The following is a 19,525-nucleotide window of genomic DNA, read 5'->3' as shown; positions in this document are numbered from 1 at the left end:
ACCGTAAAAGCGCTGTGGTTAAGTCTAGTCAACAAACTCAACCGCAGGATCATTGTGGCAATCACCTCGCCCTTTTACCCTGGTCATTTCTGCCAGAATCTTGCCTGATTCTGCTGAAGGGTGGAGCTTTGAGCAGCATTGCGGCACACTGATTTTTTTGCTGCCTGAGAGTGATCCATGCCGAACGATGCCCTTTGCCGCCAGCTGGCGCAGCGCGTAACCGCGCTAATGAATGATGCGCGTAAGCCGCTGTGCGCTGTGGAAAACGTCAAGCTCATCTACGCTTGCGAAACGCTTCCGCGTACGCCGATGATGTATCAACCCGGCATTGTGATTCTTTTCCAGGGACGTAAAACCGGTTATCTCGGCAGCACGGTGTTTCATTACGACGCCACGAAGTATTTGATGCTGACCGTACCGCTGCCGGTGGAGTGCGAAACCGAAGCCACTCCGGAAGAGCCGTTGGCCGGCATGTGCCTGAGCGTGGATATCGCCAGCTTGCAGGATCTGTTGATGGATATTGGCGACGACGAACAATTTCAGCCGCAGTTGCAGACTTCCGGTATCCATTCGGCGTTTATGAGTGAAGAGATGCTGTGCGCTGCCGAGCGTTTGCTGGATGCGATGAGCCATCCGCGTGATGCGCGCGTGCTGGGCCCACAGCTGGTGCGGGAAATTATCTACTACGTGCTCACCGGCCCGATTGGCGGTGCGCTACTGTCGCTGGTGAATCGTCAGACCCAGTTCAGCCAGATTGCGCGCGCCTTGCGACGCATCGAAAGCCATTTCGCCGAAAGCCTCAGCGTCGATATGCTGGCAGCCGAAGTGAACATGAGCGTTTCGGCGTTTCATCACAACTTTAAAGCCGTGACCCAAACCTCGCCGTTGCAATACCTCAAGCGCTATCGTCTGCATCAGGCGCGCTTGATGATGTTGCAGGATGGGATGAAAGCCAGTGCGGCAGCGGTGCGCGTGGGCTATGAAAGCCCTTCGCAGTTTTCGCGGGAGTTTAAACGCTATTTCGGCGTGACGCCGGGAGAGGAAGCCAGCCGCGTGCGCCAAACGTTGCCGTTTGACGCTGCCTGAACCAATGCAGATAAATGTGTATTTAACGAAATGGCCCTGAGCGAATGGGTGCTGTTTGACGCCATCTGAATGGCCAAATGTGCATGAATGCGCGCGCGACGAAACTGCACTGAACCATTGAAGGGTTACCATTTATGGCAACCCGTATCGGATTAGCTCGTTTTCTGGCGGCGTTTTTTCCAGATCACCACGATGCTGCCGGTCAGACCGACAAACAGCAACACCATCGGCAGCACCATCAGCACCGCCATCACCTGATCTTCGTGACGCTTGATAAACGGCACCTGACTGATGCCATAGCCCATGGCGACCACAATCCCGACCCACAGCGCGCCGCTCAGCCAGTTAAACAGCTGGAAGCGCCCATTCTGTAAACCCGAAATGCCCGCCATGGTCGGCAGCAAGGTACGAACAAACGCCAGGAAACGCCCGACGAGCAGCGCCATCAAACCGTGGCGGTTAAACAGATTCCAGGCGCGCTGATGATATTGCGCCGGCAAATGCATCAACCAGCTTTTGACCATCCGCGTATTGCCCAGCCATCGCCCCTGTAAATAACTCAACCAGCAACCCAGGCTGGCGGCAGTGGTCAGAATCACCATGGTGGGCACGAAATCCATCACGCCTTTGGCAATCATGGCGCCTGCGAGCAGCAACAGGCTGTCACCCGGCAGAAAAGAGGCAGGCAACAAACCGTTTTCCAGAAACAGCGTTAAAAACATCACGCCGTAGACAATCCACACGACATCCGGATTGGCCAGCGCGGCAAAATCCTGATGCCAGAGCGCGTGAACAATCTCATGTAAAACACCCATCTGCTATCCCATCGAGTCACAAGGATTCTATTTTAACCATCTGTGGCATCGCAGACGTTGATCTCACCGATGCGACACGAAATGGTTTAGGTTTTGTTTAAATATTTACTGTTTTAAGCGCGCAAAGCCCGCTTTCAGGTCGTTCAGCAGGTCATCAACGTGTTCAAGACCAATATGCAAACGCACCAGCGTACCGTCGAAATCGACGCCGCCTGCCGGGCGAATCTCTGCCAGCTCTTCCGGTTGGTTGGCCAGAATCAGGGATTCATAGCCACCCCAGGAATAAGCCATGCTGAAATGGTGGAAGTGATCGAGGTAATTCGCCAGCTGCTCACGGCTCAATTTTTCATTCAGGATGAAGGAAAACAGCCCGCTGCTGCCGTTGAAATCGCGCTGCCAGAATTCATGACCTTTACTCTGCGTCAGCGCCGGATGGTTGACGCGCGCCACTTCCGGTTGAGCGGCCAGCCATTCGGCGACCTGCAAACCGCTCTCTTCATGCTGGCGCAAACGCGTACCGAGCGTGCGCAAGCCGCGACTGGCCATATACGCTGTATCGGCATCCACCATCTGGCCCATCAGGTACGAATTTTCACGCAGCTGAGGCCAGCAACGTTCATTGGCGACGGCGGTGCCAATCATCGCATCGCTGTGACCAATAATGTATTTGGTGCCCGCCTGAATCGAAATATCGATGCCATGCTCCAGCGCGTTAAACAACACGCCCGCCGCCCAGGTATTATCAATCATGATGATCGCGTCGGGCGCTTTCGCACGCACGGCGGCGACGATGGCGGGAATGTCCTGCACTTCCATGGTGATGGAGGCGGGAGATTCGAGGAATACCACGCGCGTGTTCGGCTGAATCAGTTCACTGATTTCGCTGCCAATGCAGTGATCAAAGAACGTGGTGGTGACATTCAGCTTACTGAGAATTTTGGTGCAGAAATCTTGCGTTGGTTCATACACGGCGCCGCTCACCAGAATGTGATCGCCCGCTTCGACAAAAGAGATAATCGCATTAGATACTGCCGCTGCACCGCACGGATACAGCGCGCAACCCGCGCCGCCTTCCAGTTCGGTCATGGCGTCTTGCAGCGAGAAGTGGGTGAGGGTGCCACGGCGACCATAAAAAAGCTCGCCCGATGCACGACCTGCCGTCGCCCGTTTTTTGTCAGCAACCGTGTCAAAAACCAGTGAAGATGCGCGCTGAATGACGCTGTTAACTGAGCCCTGAGTGTAACGTTTGCTTCGTCCCGCGCTAACCAGCGTGGTATCAATTTTATTCGTTGCCATCACTGCCTTTCCTGACACTTACCACAAAACATCCACGTTACCACGAAACACCGCAGTGGGTTGACCCTGATTGCGGATTATCGGAGTCAGTCGATGAATTGGCCGGGCAAAAGCGCGTCCCTGCGATTTCGCGTTACATCACACCCATGACATGCGGCAGCCAAAGCGATAGCGCGGGCACGTAAGTGATCAGCATCAGGATGAAAAACAGCGTGACGTAGAAGGGCAGCATGGCCGTCACCACTTGCTCAATTTTCTGTTTACTGACGGCGCTGGCAACAAACAGCACGGTACCGACCGGCGGGGTAATCAGACCGATACCCAGGTTGGTCATCATAATCATGCCAAAATGCACAGGATCGATGCCCAGACTGGTGGCAACGGGCAGCAAGACAGGGGTTAAAATCAGAATAATAGGGGCCATGTCCATCAAGGTGCCGATCACCAGCAGTAACACGTTGATGCACATCAGAATCACGTATTTATTATCAGAGATGCTGGTGAAGGCATCGGTGATCATGGTCGGCAGTTGCATAAAGGTCATCACTGCGCCAAAGCCCGCCGCAAAGGCAATCAATACCATCACAATGGTGACGGTTTTGATGGTACGAAACACCAGAATATGCAGCTGATTCCATTTGAAATCGCGATAGATGAACATCGTGACAAAAAACGCCCACAGGCAGGCGATCGCAGCGGATTCCGAAGCGGTAAAAATGCCGGAAAGAATACCGCCCAAAATAATGACGATGGTAAACAGTCCCCAGAACGCATCGAAGAAGATTTTCACCGCCTGACGCAACGGAATGGCTTCGCCTTTGGGATAACCGCGCTTGCGTGCGAACGCCAGGCACATCACCATCAAACAGAATCCCAGCATCAGCCCGGGGATAATACCCGCAACAAACAACGAGGATATGGTAACGACGCCACCGGTGGCCAGCGAGTAGATCACGGAGTTATGGCTGGGCGGCGTTAACACCGCCTGCACCGAACCGCTGGCGGTCACGGCGGCGGCAAAATCTCGCGGATAACCTTTTTGCTCCATTTGCGGGATCATCACCGATCCGATCGAGGCGGTATCGGCCACTGACGATCCTGAAATCGCGCCAAAAAATGTCGACGCCACGATATTCACCAACGACAAGCCCCCGCGGATAAAACCGACGAAGATATAGGCAAAGTTTACCAGGCGTCGGGCAATCCCTCCCTCGGCCATGATCGCCCCGGCCAGAATGAAGAACGGAATGGTGAGGAGTGAAAATTTGTTGACCCCGTTGGTGATCTGAATCACCACGGCTTCCAATGGCAAATCGATCCACCAGGCGCCAATAAAGGCAGCAAATCCGACGGCAAAGGCCACCGGAAAGCCGACCAACAGCAGCAACACCAAACTACCAACCAGAATGAAAGCATCCATTTTAGTGCTCCGAATTTAGTGTGTGCCGCCCAGCGTCACCAGCGGACGCTGACTTTGATCGCCATTCAGTATTCGCTCGATCACAAACAGCAGCGTAAACAGCGCGCCGATAGGAATGGGCAGATACATTTCGCCATACGTCACAGCAGGCAAGGCCGCCAGCGGTTGAATCCACATGGCCTCACACAAGCTGTAGCTGGCCTGCAGCAGGATTAAGCACACCACGATCAGCAGCAGGTTGCACAGCCGTTGTGCCCATTTTTGTGCAGCCTCAGAGAGGCGATCGGTCACCATCGACACACAAATGTGTGTGCCTGCCCGCAATCCGACGGGCGCACCAATAAAGGTAAAGATGATCATGCAGACGATAGCGACCGGCTCCGGCCATGAGAGGGCACCATTCAGCACATAGCGCGCGAAAATACCGATGGGTATCACCGCGACCATAATCAACAGGGCTACCGCCGCGATGCCCATGCACAACAAATAGAGCCCATCCATCAAACGGGAATATGCATTCATGCTTCGTTACCTGAGCAAGGCGCCACGTGGTCGCGCGGCGCTGAGAGGGTTATTTCACATCCGCAATTTGTTTCATCAGATCCTGATAATTGCCGCCAAACTGGTCGCGCACCGGTTGCGTGGCTTTCATAAAGTAATCGCGGTTGGTGTCCTGGAATGTCACGCCGCCGGCTTTCATTTTCTGCACTGACTGGGCGGTGTAAGTGGCCCACAGCTGGCGCTCTTCATCCTGCGCTTCCTTGCCGAGTTTCTTCAGCAGCGCCTGATCTTCTGCGGAAAGCCGTCCCCACGAAGCTTTAGAGAACAGGATCATCTCCGGCTGAATAAAGTGGCCGCTCAGGGTGTAGTACTTCGCCACGGGCAGATAGTTGTGGGCGACAAACGTCGGTGGATTGTTCTCTGTGCCATCGACCACGCCAGTTTGCATGGCGCTAAACACTTCGCTGACGCCCATTGCCACAGGATTGGCACCCATCGCTTTCAGCGTGGCCAGTGAAATGGCACTGTTCTGCACGCGAATTTTCATCCCCTGCAAATCTTCGGGTTTGGTGAGAGGTTTTTTGGTGATCATGTTGCGTGTGCCCGCGTCGGTCCAGCCGAGGAACACCATGCGAGTGCGGGGATCGTTATCGAATTTTTCGACAATCTGTTTGCCGACATCGCCATCCAGCACCTTGTGCATGTGGTCTTCATCGCGGAACACATAGGGCAGGGTTAGCACACTGGTTTCAGGGGCGATAGTGGTGACAGGAGCCAGCGAGACGCGAATCATGTCAATCGCGCCGAGCTGAACCTGCTGCAGCGTTTGATCCTCATCGCCCAGCACGCCGCCAGCGTAAACCTTCAACTCTAATCGTCCTTGCGTCGCTTCTTTTAACTTATCGCCCATATGCTGCAGCGCGACCACAGTGGGATAACCGGCGGGCTGTACTTCCGCGACTTTTAACACTTTGGCATGAGCACCACTCGCCAGCAGCATAACCAGAGAAGAGATTGCAATCGTGAGTCGTTTTTTAGATGTCATTATTATTGCTCCAGCTTAGTGATCATTAGCGGTGTCAGGCACACCACAATCGGGAAGGGCTGGCTCAGAATAGTGAAATTGCGCTGGCGAAAAAGTGGTCAAATGTTGATTGGATGAAATACATCACATTTTGAAACGATGTTTTAATAAATTTTCAATTTAGGTCACATTTGTAAAACATCAGCCAGCGCATCCATAAAAACCACATAGATTGTTAGAAATTGAAGCATTAATCGTTTGTAAATAGTAATGAGAACTACTATCACTTCGGTCAATTTTTTTGCTATGATCCGCGCTTCAATCGTGAACTGTGCAACAGAAGTTGGAGACGCAGCGTGGTAGCCAGTGATTTGATGCAAACGGACCTCTCCGTTTGGGGCATGTATCAGCATGCCGATATCGTGGTAAAAGTGGTGATGATTGGCCTGTTACTGGCCTCGGTTGTCACCTGGGCGATTTTCTTCGGCAAGTTTGCTGAGCTGAGCGGGGCGAAACGTCGCCTGAAACGCGAACAGCAGGCGCTGGGCGAAGCGCGTTCGCTTAATGATGCTTACCGCGCCGCTGAAAGCTTCAAAAGTAACAGCCATAGTGCGGTGTTGCTGAACGATGCGCAGAATGAGCTGGAACTCTCTGCAGGTACCGAAGACCTTGATGGCATTAAGGAACGTACCAGCTTCCGCCTTGATCGTCGCGTTGCGGCATTCAGCCGTCATGCCGGTCGCGGTAACGGCTTCCTCGCTACCATCGGTTCTGTTGCACCCTTCATCGGTCTGTTTGGTACCGTTTGGGGCATCATGAACAGCTTTATCGGTATCGCTAAAACCCAGACCACCAACCTCGCTGTTGTGGCGCCGGGCATCGCAGAAGCGTTGCTGGCGACCGCGATTGGTCTGGTTGCTGCTATTCCTGCTGTTGTTATCTACAACGTCTTCGCGCGCATGATTGCCAGCTACAAAGCCTCATTGGGTGATGTTGCGGCGCAGGTGATGCTGCTGCAGAGCCGCGATCTGGATCTCGGCAATGTGGACACCGCGAAAGAAGCGACCCGTCCGACGGCGGCACAGAAACTGCGCGTAGGATAAGTATTATGGCGATGCGTTTAAACGATGACTCGGTAGGCGATGGCGAAATGCATGAAATCAACGTGACGCCGTTTATCGACGTTATGCTGGTTCTGCTGATCATCTTTATGGTCGCCGCGCCATTAGCCACGGTGGATGTGCGTGTTAACCTGCCTGCCTCCACCAGCGCACCGCAACCGCGTCCGGAAAAACCGGTTTATCTATCTATTAAGGAAGATAAGCAGATCTATATCGGCAACGATGCGGTCACCAAAGAGACGCTGGTGAATGCGCTGACGGCGCAGACCGAAGGCAAGAAAGACACCACCATCTTCTTCCAGGCGGATAAGTCAGTGGATTATGAAACCCTGATGAGCGTGATGGATCAATTGCGTGAAGCGGGTTATCTGAAGATTGGTTTGATGGGCATGGAGACGGTGAAGAAATAAATCCCCCCTCTTATCGCTCATAAGGGCCGCCATCGAAAGCGGCCCTTTCTATTTTCTCCCGCCGTTAATGTTAATTTCTCGTTACTTTTGGTATCACTTTTGTAAACTGCAATGGTGAGGCTGATCACATCTATTCCTGGCGCAACCCGCTACAACGGTAGAAAAACCCAGGAAGGACAACATGAGCGTGAGTCAATCTTTACAAAAGCCATCGCAAGGCGGGGCCAAAACCATCTTTAGCGTTACCAGCGGTAACTTTCTTGAGATGTACGATTTTATGGTGTTTGGCTATTACGCTACGGCGATCGCCAAAACCTTTTTCCCCGGAGATGATCCCTTTGCTTCATTGATGCTCACGCTGATGACCTTTGGTGCGGGCTTCCTGATGCGTCCACTTGGCGCGATTATTCTGGGTGCCTACATCGACCATCACGGACGCCGTAAAGGACTGTTGCTGACATTGGGCTTGATGGCGTTGGGCACACTCACCATCGCCCTGGTGCCGGGCTATGCCACGCTGGGTGCCGCCGCACCGATTCTGATTCTGCTGGGTCGTTTGCTGCAGGGCTTCTCTGCGGGTGTGGAATTGGGCGGTGTGTCAGTTTATCTGTCTGAAGTAGCACCAAAAGGACGCAAAGGTTTTTATGTTAGCTGGCAGTCTGGAAGCCAGCAGGTTGCGGTGATCTTCGCGGCGCTGCTCGGCCTCGGCCTGAACCATCTGCTGGCGAAGGATGCGGTCACCGAATGGGGCTGGCGTATTCCGTTCGTGGTCGGTTGTATGATTGTGCCGTTCCTGTTCTGGATCCGCCGCATGCTGGAAGAAACCGAAGCGTTCAGCAAGCGCAAGCAGCATCCTTCCATGGGACAGATTATGCGCTCGGTCGGTGAGAACTGGGCATTGGTACTGGCGGGGATGCTGATGGTGGTGACCACCACGGTGATGTTCTACATGATCACCGCCTTCACCCCGACTTTTGGCAAAACCGTGTTGATGATGAGCGACGAGCAGAGCTTTATGGTGACGCTGTTTGTCGGCATCTCTAACCTGATTTGGTTGCCGGTCATGGGCTCGCTGTCGGATCGCATAGGACGCCGCCCGCTGCTGATCACTTTTACTATCCTGATGATTCTTACCACCTGGCCAGTGCTGCACTGGCTGGTGGGATCGCCCACCTTTGCGCATCTGGTGGAAGCGGAATTGTGGTTATCGTTCCTGTATGCCAGCTATAACGGTGCGATGGTGGTCTATCTGGCGGAAATTATGCCGGCTGAAGTGCGCGCCACCGGCTTCTCACTGGCGTATAGTCTGGCGACCGCGCTGTTTGGTGGCTTCACGCCAGCAGTTTCAAGCTACCTGATCCATGCCACGGGTGATAAAGCGATGCCCGGCGTGTGGTTGTCATTCGCGGCGGTGTGCGGATTGATCGGGACGCTGCTGATTGGCCGCATGGTGAAACAGTATCAGGCGCGCCATGGCGGCACGCCGGTGGGAGCTTCGCTGTAACGCCCTGGCTGACAACGGGCCTCATATCAGCCCGTTAAGAAGCGATTCGAGTAAAGCAGCCCCTTGTTGAAGGGGCTGCTTTTTTGTTTATGCAGATATGTGGGTATGGCGCAGTGAAACGCAATCATCGTGCCTCTTAACAAGCGACATCGTCGCTCATGCCCTGCCTAAAACGACAGATCCACCACCACGCTATCCGTATAACTCCCCGCCGCTGGCGTATTCTGCGTCGTCAGAATCTGCGCTGTATAGGTGAAGTTGCGCGTTACCAGATCCGCGTTCAGGGAGGTGGCGCTGGCGCTACTCCAGCGGTCAGTGCCGGTCGGTCCCCAGCGTGTCGTGGTGGTGGTGCCTTTATAAATGTCATAAGCCAGCCGGTTAGTCCCGCTCGCCATCTGGCGCGTGGTGCCGCTGTAGTAGCTGCCATTGCTCAACCCCACAGTGAAAGTGCTGCCTTTAGAACACACCACGTTGATGGTCTGCTGCACCGTGGAGAAACTCCCCACCAGCGGTGCGCTGCCAAAACTCACGTTAGGCGCGGTGATGGTGGTGCAGTCGTTGGTCACAACCAGGTTAACGGTAATCGGCATGGCGGTGCCGGTACTGGTTTGCACTGTTCCTACGCACAAACCTGCTACGTTCAAACCCGCGCACACCGTATAACTCACCGTTATGGTTATCGTCGTGGTGTAAGTGCCGGCTGCAATCACCTGTCCCGTCAGGGTGCGGAAATAGAGCGGAATATTAAAGTTAAGGCTGTTCCCCAGCCCAAGCAGTAAAGCCGAGCTCCAGCGATAGCTGCCGCCCTGCTGCAATTCCGTAGCGCAGGCGCTGTCGATGCACATTTGAATGGGAATGCTGTCGGTACCGGTGCTGGAACTTTTCAACACCGCCCGCGTGCCGCTGAGATAGGTCGCAGTGGTGAAGGCGTATGTGACGTTATCGGTGCCCAGCAACGACAACGTACCTGACCCACAGTTGACGTTGGTGGTGCTGGAGGTGTTCTGCACCGTGGAGCCCACCGCGAATGTCGTCACGGAGCCAAAGGTCGCCGTTGGGGCCGATAAACTACAAAGCGCATAACTGGTGCCCGGCAAGATAAACAGCGCCAGCAGCAAAAAAATCTTTCTCATGGTGAAATTCCTGACTGTGAATTATTGGCCGTGCTGACCGCCGAACCCGGCGACGGCGGCGGCAGATCGCACGTCAGCGGACCGTAGGTCTTCAGCGCTTTTGGCTGGCCGTCCGCAATGGTCAGCGTGGTATCACAACTGCGCCCATCAGGCGTCACGACATGAATTGGGTTTTCAGCGCTCAGATTCTCCATCCAGACAATGCCATCCCATCCGATATATTCCGTACCCTGATTCGGGCGCAACACCTGGCTGGAGATCGGCAACGGTTGCCCCTGTTTATCGTGCAATACCACGCTGGCGGCACGCAGACGTTCCACCGGGAAGTTCAGCAGGTAACCACTTTTCCGTTTCACCGCAAAACGCTGTTCCACCTTTGGTGCGGTGCGGTCAACCGGTAAATCCAGGGTATCGATATCGTATTTTGCGCCGTAGTAACTGCTGATCGATGGCACCAGCAAATAGCCCTGATTATCAGTGCGTCCCATTGCCTGGTTTTCATAGCGCACGGTGACATCCGGGTAATCGGTTTTCACCACCACAAACGCATCATTGATGTCGTTGGCGGCAAACACGCGGTTATCCATCAGCACCAGCGAACCGGTGAAATCGGCCCACTGCGTGGTGTTATCGTTATCGCCGTAGAACCCGGCAGAGGTGTCGATTTTGTTATTGCGATAGCGCAGGCTTGCCTGGCGGTAATCACCGCTGTCGCCACCCTGATTGGCCCAGGCCGCATCATACGCAAAGCCACCATCGGTCGGCATGGCGCGTGACACGTAGAGGCGCTGATTGTTGTTGCCCTGCTGATCGCGCTCGTAGCTCACCGAAGCACTGCTCTGCTCGCCGAATGGGATCACCAAAGAGATGGCACCGCTCCAGTCGCCCTGTTCCTGATCGCGGCTGGCGGAGATATACAGGCTGCTGTTACCCCACAGGTTTTTACTCCAGGACAGGTTCCATAAACGGGTGCGATCGCCCGATCCGCCGGCAATATCAAAGTAGGCCAGGCCCAGACTGCCGTATTGATTGAGTGACACGCTGGCGGTGTACTGCGCGCTGCGTCGCGCTAGTGAGTAGCTGGTGTTGGCGCTGTCGCCCCGGCTGCCGACCAGCGCCAGATTGCCGTAATCGGCGGTGCGTAACACATGCTGGGTGCCGATACTGAACCAGCTGTTGTTGTACTGATAACCCCAGCTGTATTGCGTGCCGGGTTTACCTTCCATCTGACTTTGTGCCAGCGCACCATTGACCACGCCCCAGCTGCCGAGCTTCACCAGTCCCCCTGCGCCGCCGGTGGCCACGCTGTCGCTGCCTTCCGCATGGCTCTCCAGCGTCAGCCAGTCGGTTAACCCATAACGATAAGAGCCGCTGGCTGCTGCTGCGCCATAGTCAAAGTTCTCCAGTCCGTAGTTTTCACGAATAGCACCGGCTGAGAAGGAGTAATCCGACAAACCCTGTCGCAGCAGGCTGCTGGAGACATAAAACGGCAGCGTGGTAGTGACCTGGCGCCCCACGGCATCGGTGGTGGTGATCACCGCATCGCCCGCGCCATTGACGAACGGCACATTGGTCAGCGACCACGGACCCGGCTGCACATTGGCTTGCGTGCTGCGATAACCGTTAATAAACAGATCGACGGAAGAAGGCACTGCGGCCTGGCCGGAAAACGCCGGTAGCGGGTAAGTGACCAAATCCGGTCGCACGCTGAAATCACGCGCAATCTGCACGCCACCCAGACGCACGCTGTTACTCCAGCTCAGCGCATCGGTGACCAGATCCCCGGCGCGCCAGCTAATTGCATCGTTCTCATCTTCATTGCTGAACCAGGTATCGTAGCGAATGTATCCCTCTTGCTGACCGCTGACACCGCCTTCCAGTTGTTGGGTGTAGACGCCATTGGTGGAGAATTGCCCGCTGGGACCAAACACGCGCAGCTCATTCCAGCTCGACAGGCGCGATCCGGCATTATCCGTACGGGTGGCGTAGAAGTCGTAATTGAGCAGCGCACCGTTACTGGCTCGCCCCGGATAGCGAGGGCCGCGCTGATCTTTACCGATCACCTGGGCGGGCAGCCAGGCGGGTGGAACGGTGAGCAACAGGCGCTGACGGCGCTCGTCATATTCTGCTTTCACCTCCGCAAGTTGATTCACATCGATTTGCTCGCCCTGGAGTTTCTCCGCAGGGATACCGGCACGCTGTAAATCGCCACTGCGCAGCCAAAAGTCGCCGTTTTTACGCTCCACCGGCACGATATCGCCGCGCGCGTTCTGATTCACCACCAGCTCCAGCATGTACTGCTGACCGCTGGCGTTGTTCTCCAGCGCAGGGGGCGGTGGTAGCTCGGAAAAGGTCTCCGCGCTACTGATTTGAGGTAACAGGCATAGCACGCTAGCCACTGCCAACGTGCATGGATGCAGCGAAAACGTCATCAACGCGCGGCCGCGCTGCTCCAGTGCCCTTTATTCACTTCTGCGGACAGCTCACCGCTCACGCTGCTGGTTAATGGCCAGCGGTTACTGCTGTTTGCCAGCACATAGCCAAACAGGCCATTGCCCAGGCGGCGGCCACCAATGGTGACATTACTCAGCCGCGCATGGCCATTGCCACGGTTGGTGAGCTCCAGCCAGCGCTTGCCACCACTGTCCACCTGCTGCCAGCTCAGTTGCGGCTTCGCACTGTCGCTGGTCACGCCGCTGCCGTAGACAAACAGCGGAACCGAATAGCGCATCTGGAAGGTTAATCCCGCCTGATTTTCGCCGGGCGTGCGCGGCGTGGGGATTTCATCCAGCACCACGCGATAGGACATTTCGCGTCCCGCTTGCGGCGCGCCCTGCTTAATCAGGCGCACCAGCTGTTTCTGACCCGGTTCGAGGCGCACCATTGGCGGGCTGGCGACCACTTGCTGCTGAGTTTGATACTGTTCCTGACCGCCCACTTGCAGCCAGCTAAAGATGCGCACCTGCATCATGGTGGTGGCATTCCCACGGTTCTCCAGCCACAACTCACTGGCTTTCTCATCAGGGTTAATGGCTGGGTCGATTGGCCAAATCATCAGCGAATTAGCGGCGTGGGCGGCAGGCATTAGTGCCATGGTAAACAATAGTAACAGAGCGCGCAGGTTCATGATTATTCATCCTTCTTTATCACTTCCGTCACCAGCTAAGCGTAACGGTTAAGGTGTCGGTATAAGTGCCGGCGCGCGTGGGGCCGGGCAACGTTAACAGGCCATAAATCGGCAAAGTAATGTTATTGGCGTTGCTGTAACTCAGCGCCACGGCGCTGTTCACCGGAATCGCCGTGGTATGTGCAACATTGGTATAGAGGTAATAGGGCACGGTATTGGTATTGCCCGAGATCTTGAGATTGCGAGTGGAGGTGTAGTTGGCGCCGCCATTAATGCTCATGCTGACGGCAGTGCCTGGCGTGCAGGCAAGGGTGATGGTGGTGCTTTGCACATAGCTGGCGCTCACGCTGCTGGACGACACGCCAGATTGCGTACCGAAATTAAGCGTGCCAAAGACCCCGGTATTGGTACCGGAGACAACACAGCCTGCCACTACTGACGCAGAAACCTGAAAGTTTGCGGTTGGCAACCCCCAGGCAGAGACGCTCCCTATCAGCAGGGCGAGGACGCCTGCACTGTGCGCCCAACGCTGCACCACGGCCACCCTGATTACTCCACTACTGACCTCAGTAGTTCACCGCAACGTTAATGGTATCGGTGTAAGTACCTGCCGGGATCAATGGGTTAAATCCGCCCCCCACCACACGACCGTAAATGGCATAGTTGGTGCCTAAGGTCGGATCTGTGGTGCCGCTGGCGGCAATGTTGGTGTTATTGGCGATAGCGGTGGTAAACGCCGCATCGCTATACAGGGTATAGGCAATGCCCTGGGTATTGTTGGAGCCGAGAATCAGATAGCGCGGCTGGCCGCTGACGGTGCCGTAAATGGTCGCCGGTGCAGCATTACTGCTGGTGACCTGCACGTTGAAAGTCTGGCCGGTGGTGCAGCGAACATAAATACCGTTGCCCGATGCGCCGACCAGCGTGGCGTTCAGGGTATCGAAGGTTGCGGCGCTGCTACCAAAGTTCAGGGTACCGAAGTTGACGCCTGTGGTGGCAGACTGACCATTCACCAGACAACCGGTGGTCAGGGTCAGGGTCGCATTAATGGTTCCCGTTGTGGTGGCGGCAAAAGCCGCGGTAGGGGCGAGCACTACGCTCAGGCTGGACGCCAAAAGAAAAAGCTTGAGTTTCATAATCATTCCTTACTGATTATCCAAGGTCATTGCTTTTTCACCTGGTGATTCATTTATGTAAACGAATCCGAATTCAAACAAGAGCCACGATCGGCTTAACCGCGTAAGTGCCCGACATCTAGGAATATTCTTAGATGGTGGGTTAATGATTTATATCAGTTTTCTTTACTATAGATCAGCAAATCAACACTTGGGACGTTGCGCTTAGATTTTTCATTAATCAATTCACACTTTTCGCCGATAACTCAGTAATCGCAAGGGGTGACAACAGGTTAAAAAAACTAAACAGCGAGTGATTTAACCCTCTACCGCGATTAACCGTTCAATGCTATGTTCGTGCATTAATCAGATATTATTAATTTTTCTGACTGCGACAGACGATGAAAAACAAAAAACATAGCGCGGTGTTTCCAGAATTATCTGGATCGGCTCCTTCCTCTGCCTCACTGCGTGCGGTCATTACTCACCCTTAATCAATGTTCTCGAACTCTTTGAACTTTTTTGACGATACAGCACCTGCTCCGCAGCGGGCTGAGTTTAGGAGCGCACATGCTGCTGGTTACCTGGGATAGCGTTCTGGTCACGGTTTCATTGATCGTGGCCTTCATTGCTGCGTTTACCGCACTGGATACGGCCGGACGCGTCGCGGTTTCACGCGGCTGCCTGGCGAAAATGTGGCTGATTGGCGGTGGCACCGCGATGGGCATTGGTATTTGGGCGATGCACTTTATCGGCATGCTGGCGATGATGATGCCGATGACCATGCGTTACGACATCACTCTCACCGCGCTTTCCCTGATGGTGGCGATCCTCTCGTCCATCTTTGCCTTCGCGCAGGGTGTTCAGGGCAGCCATCTGACCCCGCGTAGGCTGATAAGTGGCACCCTGATACTCGGCAGCGGCGTGGTGGCGATGCATTACATCGGCATGAATGCCTTAATGATTGAACCGGCGATTCGCTGGGACATGCCATTGGTCGCGCTCTCCGTGGTGATTGCCTATGCCGCCTCGGGGGCGGCACTGTGGCTGGCGTTTCATCTGCGCCAGGGCGAGAGCGTGTGGATTATGCGTGTCTGTGCCGCGCTGGTGATGGGCATTGCCATCGCCGGGATGCACTACACCGGCATGGCGGCGGCGGAGTACAGCATGCCGAGCACCATGCAGCAGCATCATGGCATCAGTGAGGATGGACTGGCGGTGTGGGTGACCATTATCACGCTGTCCATTCTTGGTCTCACGCTGTTAGTTTCCATGCTGGATGCCCAGCTGCGCGCCGCGCGTCTGGCGGCCAAGCTCAAGCGTGCCAATAGCGAACTGCGCCAACTGGCGATGCATGACAATCTCACCTCGCTCCCTAACCGCGTGTTATTGGAGCAGCAGCTGACGGCACAGATCAAGCAAGCCACCTTACAGGATGAAAGCTTTGCACTGATGTTTATGGATCTCGACGGCTTCAAAGCCGTCAACGATACCTGGGGCCATCACGTGGGCGATCGCCTGCTTATCGCGGTCGCCGAACGTCTGCGCGTGCAGCTGGGCGAGGGCGTGCTGCTGGCGCGACTGGGTGGCGATGAGTTTGTGCTGCTGTGTCCACAATACAATGATTTGCAAGCCTCGGCGCTGGCGCAGCAGCTGGTGAATGCGATTGATGCGCCGTTTGAACTGGATCGTTATTCACTGCGGGTGTCGTTGAGTATCGGCATCGTGGTGTTCCCGCAGCACGGTCGTAGCCAGCAGGAGATGATGTTCAACGCCGACTCCGCCATGTATCACACCAAACACAGCGGCCGAAACGGCTGGTGTCTGTTTGAACCGATGATGAGCGCCGTGGCACAGCATCAGCTGGCGCTGGCGAATGACTTGTGGAATGCGCTGGAATACCAGGAAATGTGCCTGTTTTATCAGCCAAAATTCCGCGCAGGCGGCACGGTGCTCATGGGCTTTGAAGCGCTGCTGCGCTGGCAACATCCGCGTCGCGGATTACTGATGCCGGATATGTTCCTGCCGCGTGCGGAGAAAACCGGGCAAATCGTGGCGCTGGGCAATTGGGTGATCAACGAAGCGTGCCGTCAGTTAAAACAGTGGCACGATGAAGGCAACCGCGACTGGAGCGTGTCAGTTAACCTTTCGGCGTTGCAATTCCATCAGCGCGATCTCATCGACAGCTTGCGTCATGCACTGCTGCGCTATCAGCTGCCGGAGGGGGCGCTGATGCTGGAGATTACCGAGAATATCGCGATGCGCGACCCGCAGTTCAGCCAGCAACGCATTGCAGAATTGCATCAACTCGGCGTGAAAGTGGCGATCGATAACTTCGGTATCGGCTATGCCAATTTACTGCATCTGAAACATCTGGAAGCCACCGAACTGAAAATCGACCGCGCCTTTATTAACAGCCTGCGTGCCGACAGCGAGGACGCCACCGTCGTGAGCGCGATGCTGACACTGGCACAAAGTCTCAATCTGCGCATGGTGGCCGAAGGGGTAGAAACCGAGGAACAGCAGCGTCTGCTGACCGGGCTCGGTTTTGACACGCTGCAGGGCTATCTGCTGGGCAAGCCAACACCGGCGGAGCGTATCGGTGAATTTACCGCTGTGTTTAATGCACCGCCGCTGTTTGCTGAGCACCCGCTGCCCTTAACCAACGCCTGATAAATCATTTTTATTTTCTTCCGCTTCGGAAGCTTTCATCGTTCAAAGACTCAAATCGGCAGTGTTACTGCCGATAAAACACACAATAAAACCTATAGCCTTGACTTTTTTTCATAACACCACAGCTGATTGATAACGGCTTTAACTTGGGAAATCACTATGTTAGTGACTTCGTACGATTCGTTTACTGTCATCGTTTCCATTCTGGTGGCGATGCTGGCCTCGTTTACCGCGCTGGATATGGCGGGACGCGTGGCTTCTTCAACTGGCAAGGTGGCGCTGGTTTGGTTATTAGGCGGTGGATTCGCCATGGGCGTGGGCGTCTGGGCGATGCATTTCATCGGCATGCTGTCGATGAGCCTGGATATGGTGATGAGCTACGATCCGCTGCTGACCGCCACCTCAATGGCGGTGGCGATCCTGGCGTCGATTTTTGCTTTGTGGCTGGTGTGCTCATCGCATGATTTATCCTGGCGGCGCTTAACGGGCGGGGCTTTGGTGCTCGGTTCCGGCGTGGTCGCCATGCACTACATGGGCATGGCCGCGCTGATGTTTGCGCCGGGCATCGTCTGGAATTGGGGCTGGGTTGCCGCTTCAGTGGTGATTGCGCTGGTGGCATCGGGCGCGGCACTGTGGCTCGCCTTTAACCTGCGCGAAGGACATGGTCGCGTGACCATTCTGCGTCTGGGTGCTTCGGTGGTAATGGGCTGCGCCATTGCTGGTATGCACTACACCGGTATGGCCGCGGCCAGCTTCCCGATGATGAGTCATGCCACGCACATGGGCGTTAACAGCAACTGGCTGGCGATTGTGGTCACCGTGGTAACGCTGGCGATCCTCGGCATTACGTTGCTGGTTTCGATGCTGGATGCACGCCTGCAAGCGCGCACCTCCATCCTTGCGCACTCGCTGGCGGAAGCCAACCGCGAGCTGGCGCAACTGGCCCTGCACGATAACCTGACGCGCCTGCCAAACCGTATTTTGCTGGAAGATCGTCTGGAGCAATCGATCAACAAAGCCAATCGCGAGAAGTCGCAGTTTGCGCTGATGTTTATGGATCTGGATGGCTTCAAAGCGGTCAATGACGCCTTTGGTCACCATGTGGGTGACAACCTGCTGATTGCCGTGGCCGAGCGCATGATCAGCCAGATGAAAGGGCACTACACCCTGGCACGCATGGGTGGCGACGAGTTCGTGCTGCTGATCGAAATCGATGAGCCCAATGACGCCGCAGCGGTAGCGGATGCGTTGGTGAAAGCGGTCGATCGTCCGTTTGATATTTCACGCTACGAGCTGGTGGTGTCGCTGAGTATCGGCATCGCGGTTTATCCTGGCGACGGCAAAGATGAGCGCGAGCTGATGTTTAACGCCGACGCTGCGATGTACCACACCAAAAACAACGGCCGCAACGGCTACAACTTCTTCCAGCCATCGATGAATACCCTGGCGCAGTCGCAATTACAGCTCAATAACGATCTGTGGCAAGCGCTGGATAACGGAGAGTTGCGTCTGTTCTACCAGCCAAAATATTGTGCGCCGAGCGGTCCGATTCTCGGTTTTGAAGCACTGCTGCGCTGGGAACATCCGACGCGCGGTTTGCTGGCACCGGACAAATTCCTGCCGATTGCCGAGAAGACCGGCATGATCATCAACATCGGTAACTGGGTGATTAACGAAGCCTGCCGTCAATTGCACTGCTGGCATCTGCAGGGCCATCCACACTGGTCGGTGGCGGTGAACCTCTCCGCGCTGCAGTTTGAGCAGAGCAACCTGGTAGAAACCGTCACCCAGGCGCTGGCTCAGCACAAGATACCGGCCGAATTGCTGACGCTGGAAGTGACGGAAACCACCGCGATGCGCGATCCGGAAGAGAGTGTGCGAATTCTGACGCAACTAACGGATATGGGCGTGAAAGCCTCGATTGATGATTTCGGTACCGGCTATTCAAGCCTGCTGTATCTCAAGCGTCTGCCCGCCAGTGAGCTGAAGATTGACCGCGCCTTCGTCAATGAACTGCAGGCGAAATCTGAAGATGCCACCATTGTCTCTGCCATTGTGGCACTGGCGCAGTCGCTCGATCTCAAAGTGGTGGCGGAAGGGGTGGAAACGCAGGATCAACAAGCGTTCCTCACCGGCCTGGGTTGCGATACCTTGCAGGGTTATTTGCTGGGCAAACCGGTGCCGCCAGAACGCATCCACGAACTGCCGAATTTTGTCGAAAATGAGCAGCAACTGGTGCAGTTGCCGTAAGGATTTTTGTGCGGTGATGGCCCCCATCCCAACCATCCCCTCTCGCGCTT

At 55.3% G+C, this 19,525-nt stretch carries 16 protein-coding genes; 6 read left to right on the top strand and 10 right to left on the bottom strand.

Features of this window, described 5'->3' with window-relative positions:
- The first annotated feature begins 177 nt into the window (after positions 1–177).
- Entirely contained in the window at positions 178–1,086 is a 909-nt protein-coding gene (locus AC1MDE_RS06330; protein ID WP_058961925.1) for an AraC family transcriptional regulator, read from the top strand.
- A 152-nt stretch (positions 1,087–1,238) separates the two neighbouring features.
- On the opposite strand, the gene AC1MDE_RS06325 is transcribed toward AC1MDE_RS06330, so the two are convergent.
- The 5 genes from AC1MDE_RS06325 to AC1MDE_RS06305 form a co-directional block, all read right to left on the bottom strand.
- A complete protein-coding gene (locus AC1MDE_RS06325) occupies positions 1,239–1,901 on the bottom strand; it encodes a DedA family protein (RefSeq protein WP_038644709.1) in 663 nt (220 codons plus the stop codon).
- 105 nt (positions 1,902–2,006) lie between these two features.
- The gene (gene metC / locus AC1MDE_RS06320) at positions 2,007–3,197 is read right to left on the bottom strand and encodes a cystathionine beta-lyase (protein ID WP_480344388.1); all 1,191 of its coding nucleotides are present in this window, start codon (positions 3,195–3,197) and stop codon (positions 2,007–2,009) included.
- 133 nt (positions 3,198–3,330) lie between these two features.
- A complete protein-coding gene (locus tag AC1MDE_RS06315; protein ID WP_034828425.1) occupies positions 3,331–4,617 on the bottom strand; it encodes a TRAP transporter large permease in 1,287 nt (428 codons plus the stop codon).
- A 15-nt stretch (positions 4,618–4,632) separates the two neighbouring features.
- Positions 4,633–5,139 carry a TRAP transporter small permease gene (locus AC1MDE_RS06310; RefSeq protein WP_058961923.1) on the bottom strand — a complete coding sequence of 169 codons (507 nt, stop codon included), beginning with the start codon at positions 5,137–5,139 and terminating at the stop codon, positions 4,633–4,635.
- A 49-nt stretch (positions 5,140–5,188) separates the two neighbouring features.
- Positions 5,189–6,163 carry a TRAP transporter substrate-binding protein gene (locus AC1MDE_RS06305; protein ID WP_058961922.1) on the bottom strand — a complete coding sequence of 325 codons (975 nt, stop codon included), beginning with the start codon at positions 6,161–6,163 and terminating at the stop codon, positions 5,189–5,191.
- A 353-nt stretch (positions 6,164–6,516) separates the two neighbouring features.
- On the opposite strand from AC1MDE_RS06305, the gene exbB reads away from it, so the two are divergent.
- The 3 genes from exbB (at position 6,517) to tcuC (ending at position 9,177) form a co-directional block, all read left to right on the top strand.
- Positions 6,517–7,245, top strand: coding sequence for a tol-pal system-associated acyl-CoA thioesterase (exbB, locus tag AC1MDE_RS06300; RefSeq protein WP_072017041.1), 729 nt, complete (start codon positions 6,517–6,519; stop codon positions 7,243–7,245).
- Positions 7,246–7,250: 5 nt separating this feature from the next.
- On the top strand, positions 7,251–7,673 hold the full coding sequence (exbD, locus tag AC1MDE_RS06295; protein WP_034828432.1) for a TonB system transport protein ExbD: 423 nt from the start codon (positions 7,251–7,253) through the stop codon (positions 7,671–7,673).
- A 181-nt stretch (positions 7,674–7,854) separates the two neighbouring features.
- Positions 7,855–9,177, top strand: a complete 1,323-nt coding sequence (tcuC, locus tag AC1MDE_RS06290) for an MFS transporter (RefSeq protein WP_160833681.1) — start codon at positions 7,855–7,857, stop codon at positions 9,175–9,177.
- 167 nt (positions 9,178–9,344) lie between these two features.
- Here the strand turns inward: tcuC and AC1MDE_RS06285 are convergent, their stop codons facing one another.
- The 5 genes from AC1MDE_RS06285 to AC1MDE_RS06265 all read right to left on the bottom strand — a co-directional run bounded on the left by AC1MDE_RS06285 (position 9,345) and on the right by AC1MDE_RS06265 (position 14,573).
- Positions 9,345–10,310: a Csu type fimbrial protein gene (locus tag AC1MDE_RS06285; protein WP_058961920.1), complete on the bottom strand. Its 966-nt coding sequence runs from the start codon at positions 10,308–10,310 to the stop codon at positions 9,345–9,347.
- Positions 10,307–12,745, bottom strand: a complete 2,439-nt coding sequence (locus AC1MDE_RS06280; RefSeq protein ID WP_479402306.1) for a fimbria/pilus outer membrane usher protein — start codon at positions 12,743–12,745, stop codon at positions 10,307–10,309. Before AC1MDE_RS06280 ends, AC1MDE_RS06285 begins: the two co-directional genes overlap by 4 nt.
- Entirely contained in the window at positions 12,742–13,440 is a 699-nt protein-coding gene (locus AC1MDE_RS06275; RefSeq protein WP_201785692.1) for a fimbrial biogenesis chaperone, read from the bottom strand. Before AC1MDE_RS06275 ends, AC1MDE_RS06280 begins: the two co-directional genes overlap by 4 nt.
- 25 nt (positions 13,441–13,465) lie before the next feature.
- Entirely contained in the window at positions 13,466–13,936 is a 471-nt protein-coding gene (locus AC1MDE_RS06270; RefSeq protein WP_480344407.1) for a Csu type fimbrial protein, read from the bottom strand.
- Between the two features lie 67 nt (positions 13,937–14,003).
- Positions 14,004–14,573, bottom strand: coding sequence for a spore coat protein U domain-containing protein (locus AC1MDE_RS06265; RefSeq protein ID WP_034828445.1), 570 nt, complete (start codon positions 14,571–14,573; stop codon positions 14,004–14,006).
- Positions 14,574–15,122: 549 nt separating this feature from the next.
- Between AC1MDE_RS06265 and AC1MDE_RS06260 the strand changes: the two genes are divergently transcribed.
- Together AC1MDE_RS06260 and AC1MDE_RS06255 are read left to right on the top strand one after the other, a co-directional pair.
- Positions 15,123–17,225: a putative bifunctional diguanylate cyclase/phosphodiesterase gene (locus tag AC1MDE_RS06260; protein WP_479401511.1), complete on the top strand. Its 2,103-nt coding sequence runs from the start codon at positions 15,123–15,125 to the stop codon at positions 17,223–17,225.
- Positions 17,226–17,384: 159 nt separating this feature from the next.
- Complete coding sequence (locus AC1MDE_RS06255; RefSeq protein ID WP_479401513.1) at positions 17,385–19,475, top strand: putative bifunctional diguanylate cyclase/phosphodiesterase; 2,091 nt, start codon at positions 17,385–17,387, stop codon at positions 19,473–19,475.
- Positions 19,476–19,525 lie beyond the last annotated feature (50 nt).

Source organism: Pantoea folii, assembly GCF_056678875.1.
This window is presented reverse-complemented; position numbering and strand designations above follow the sequence as displayed.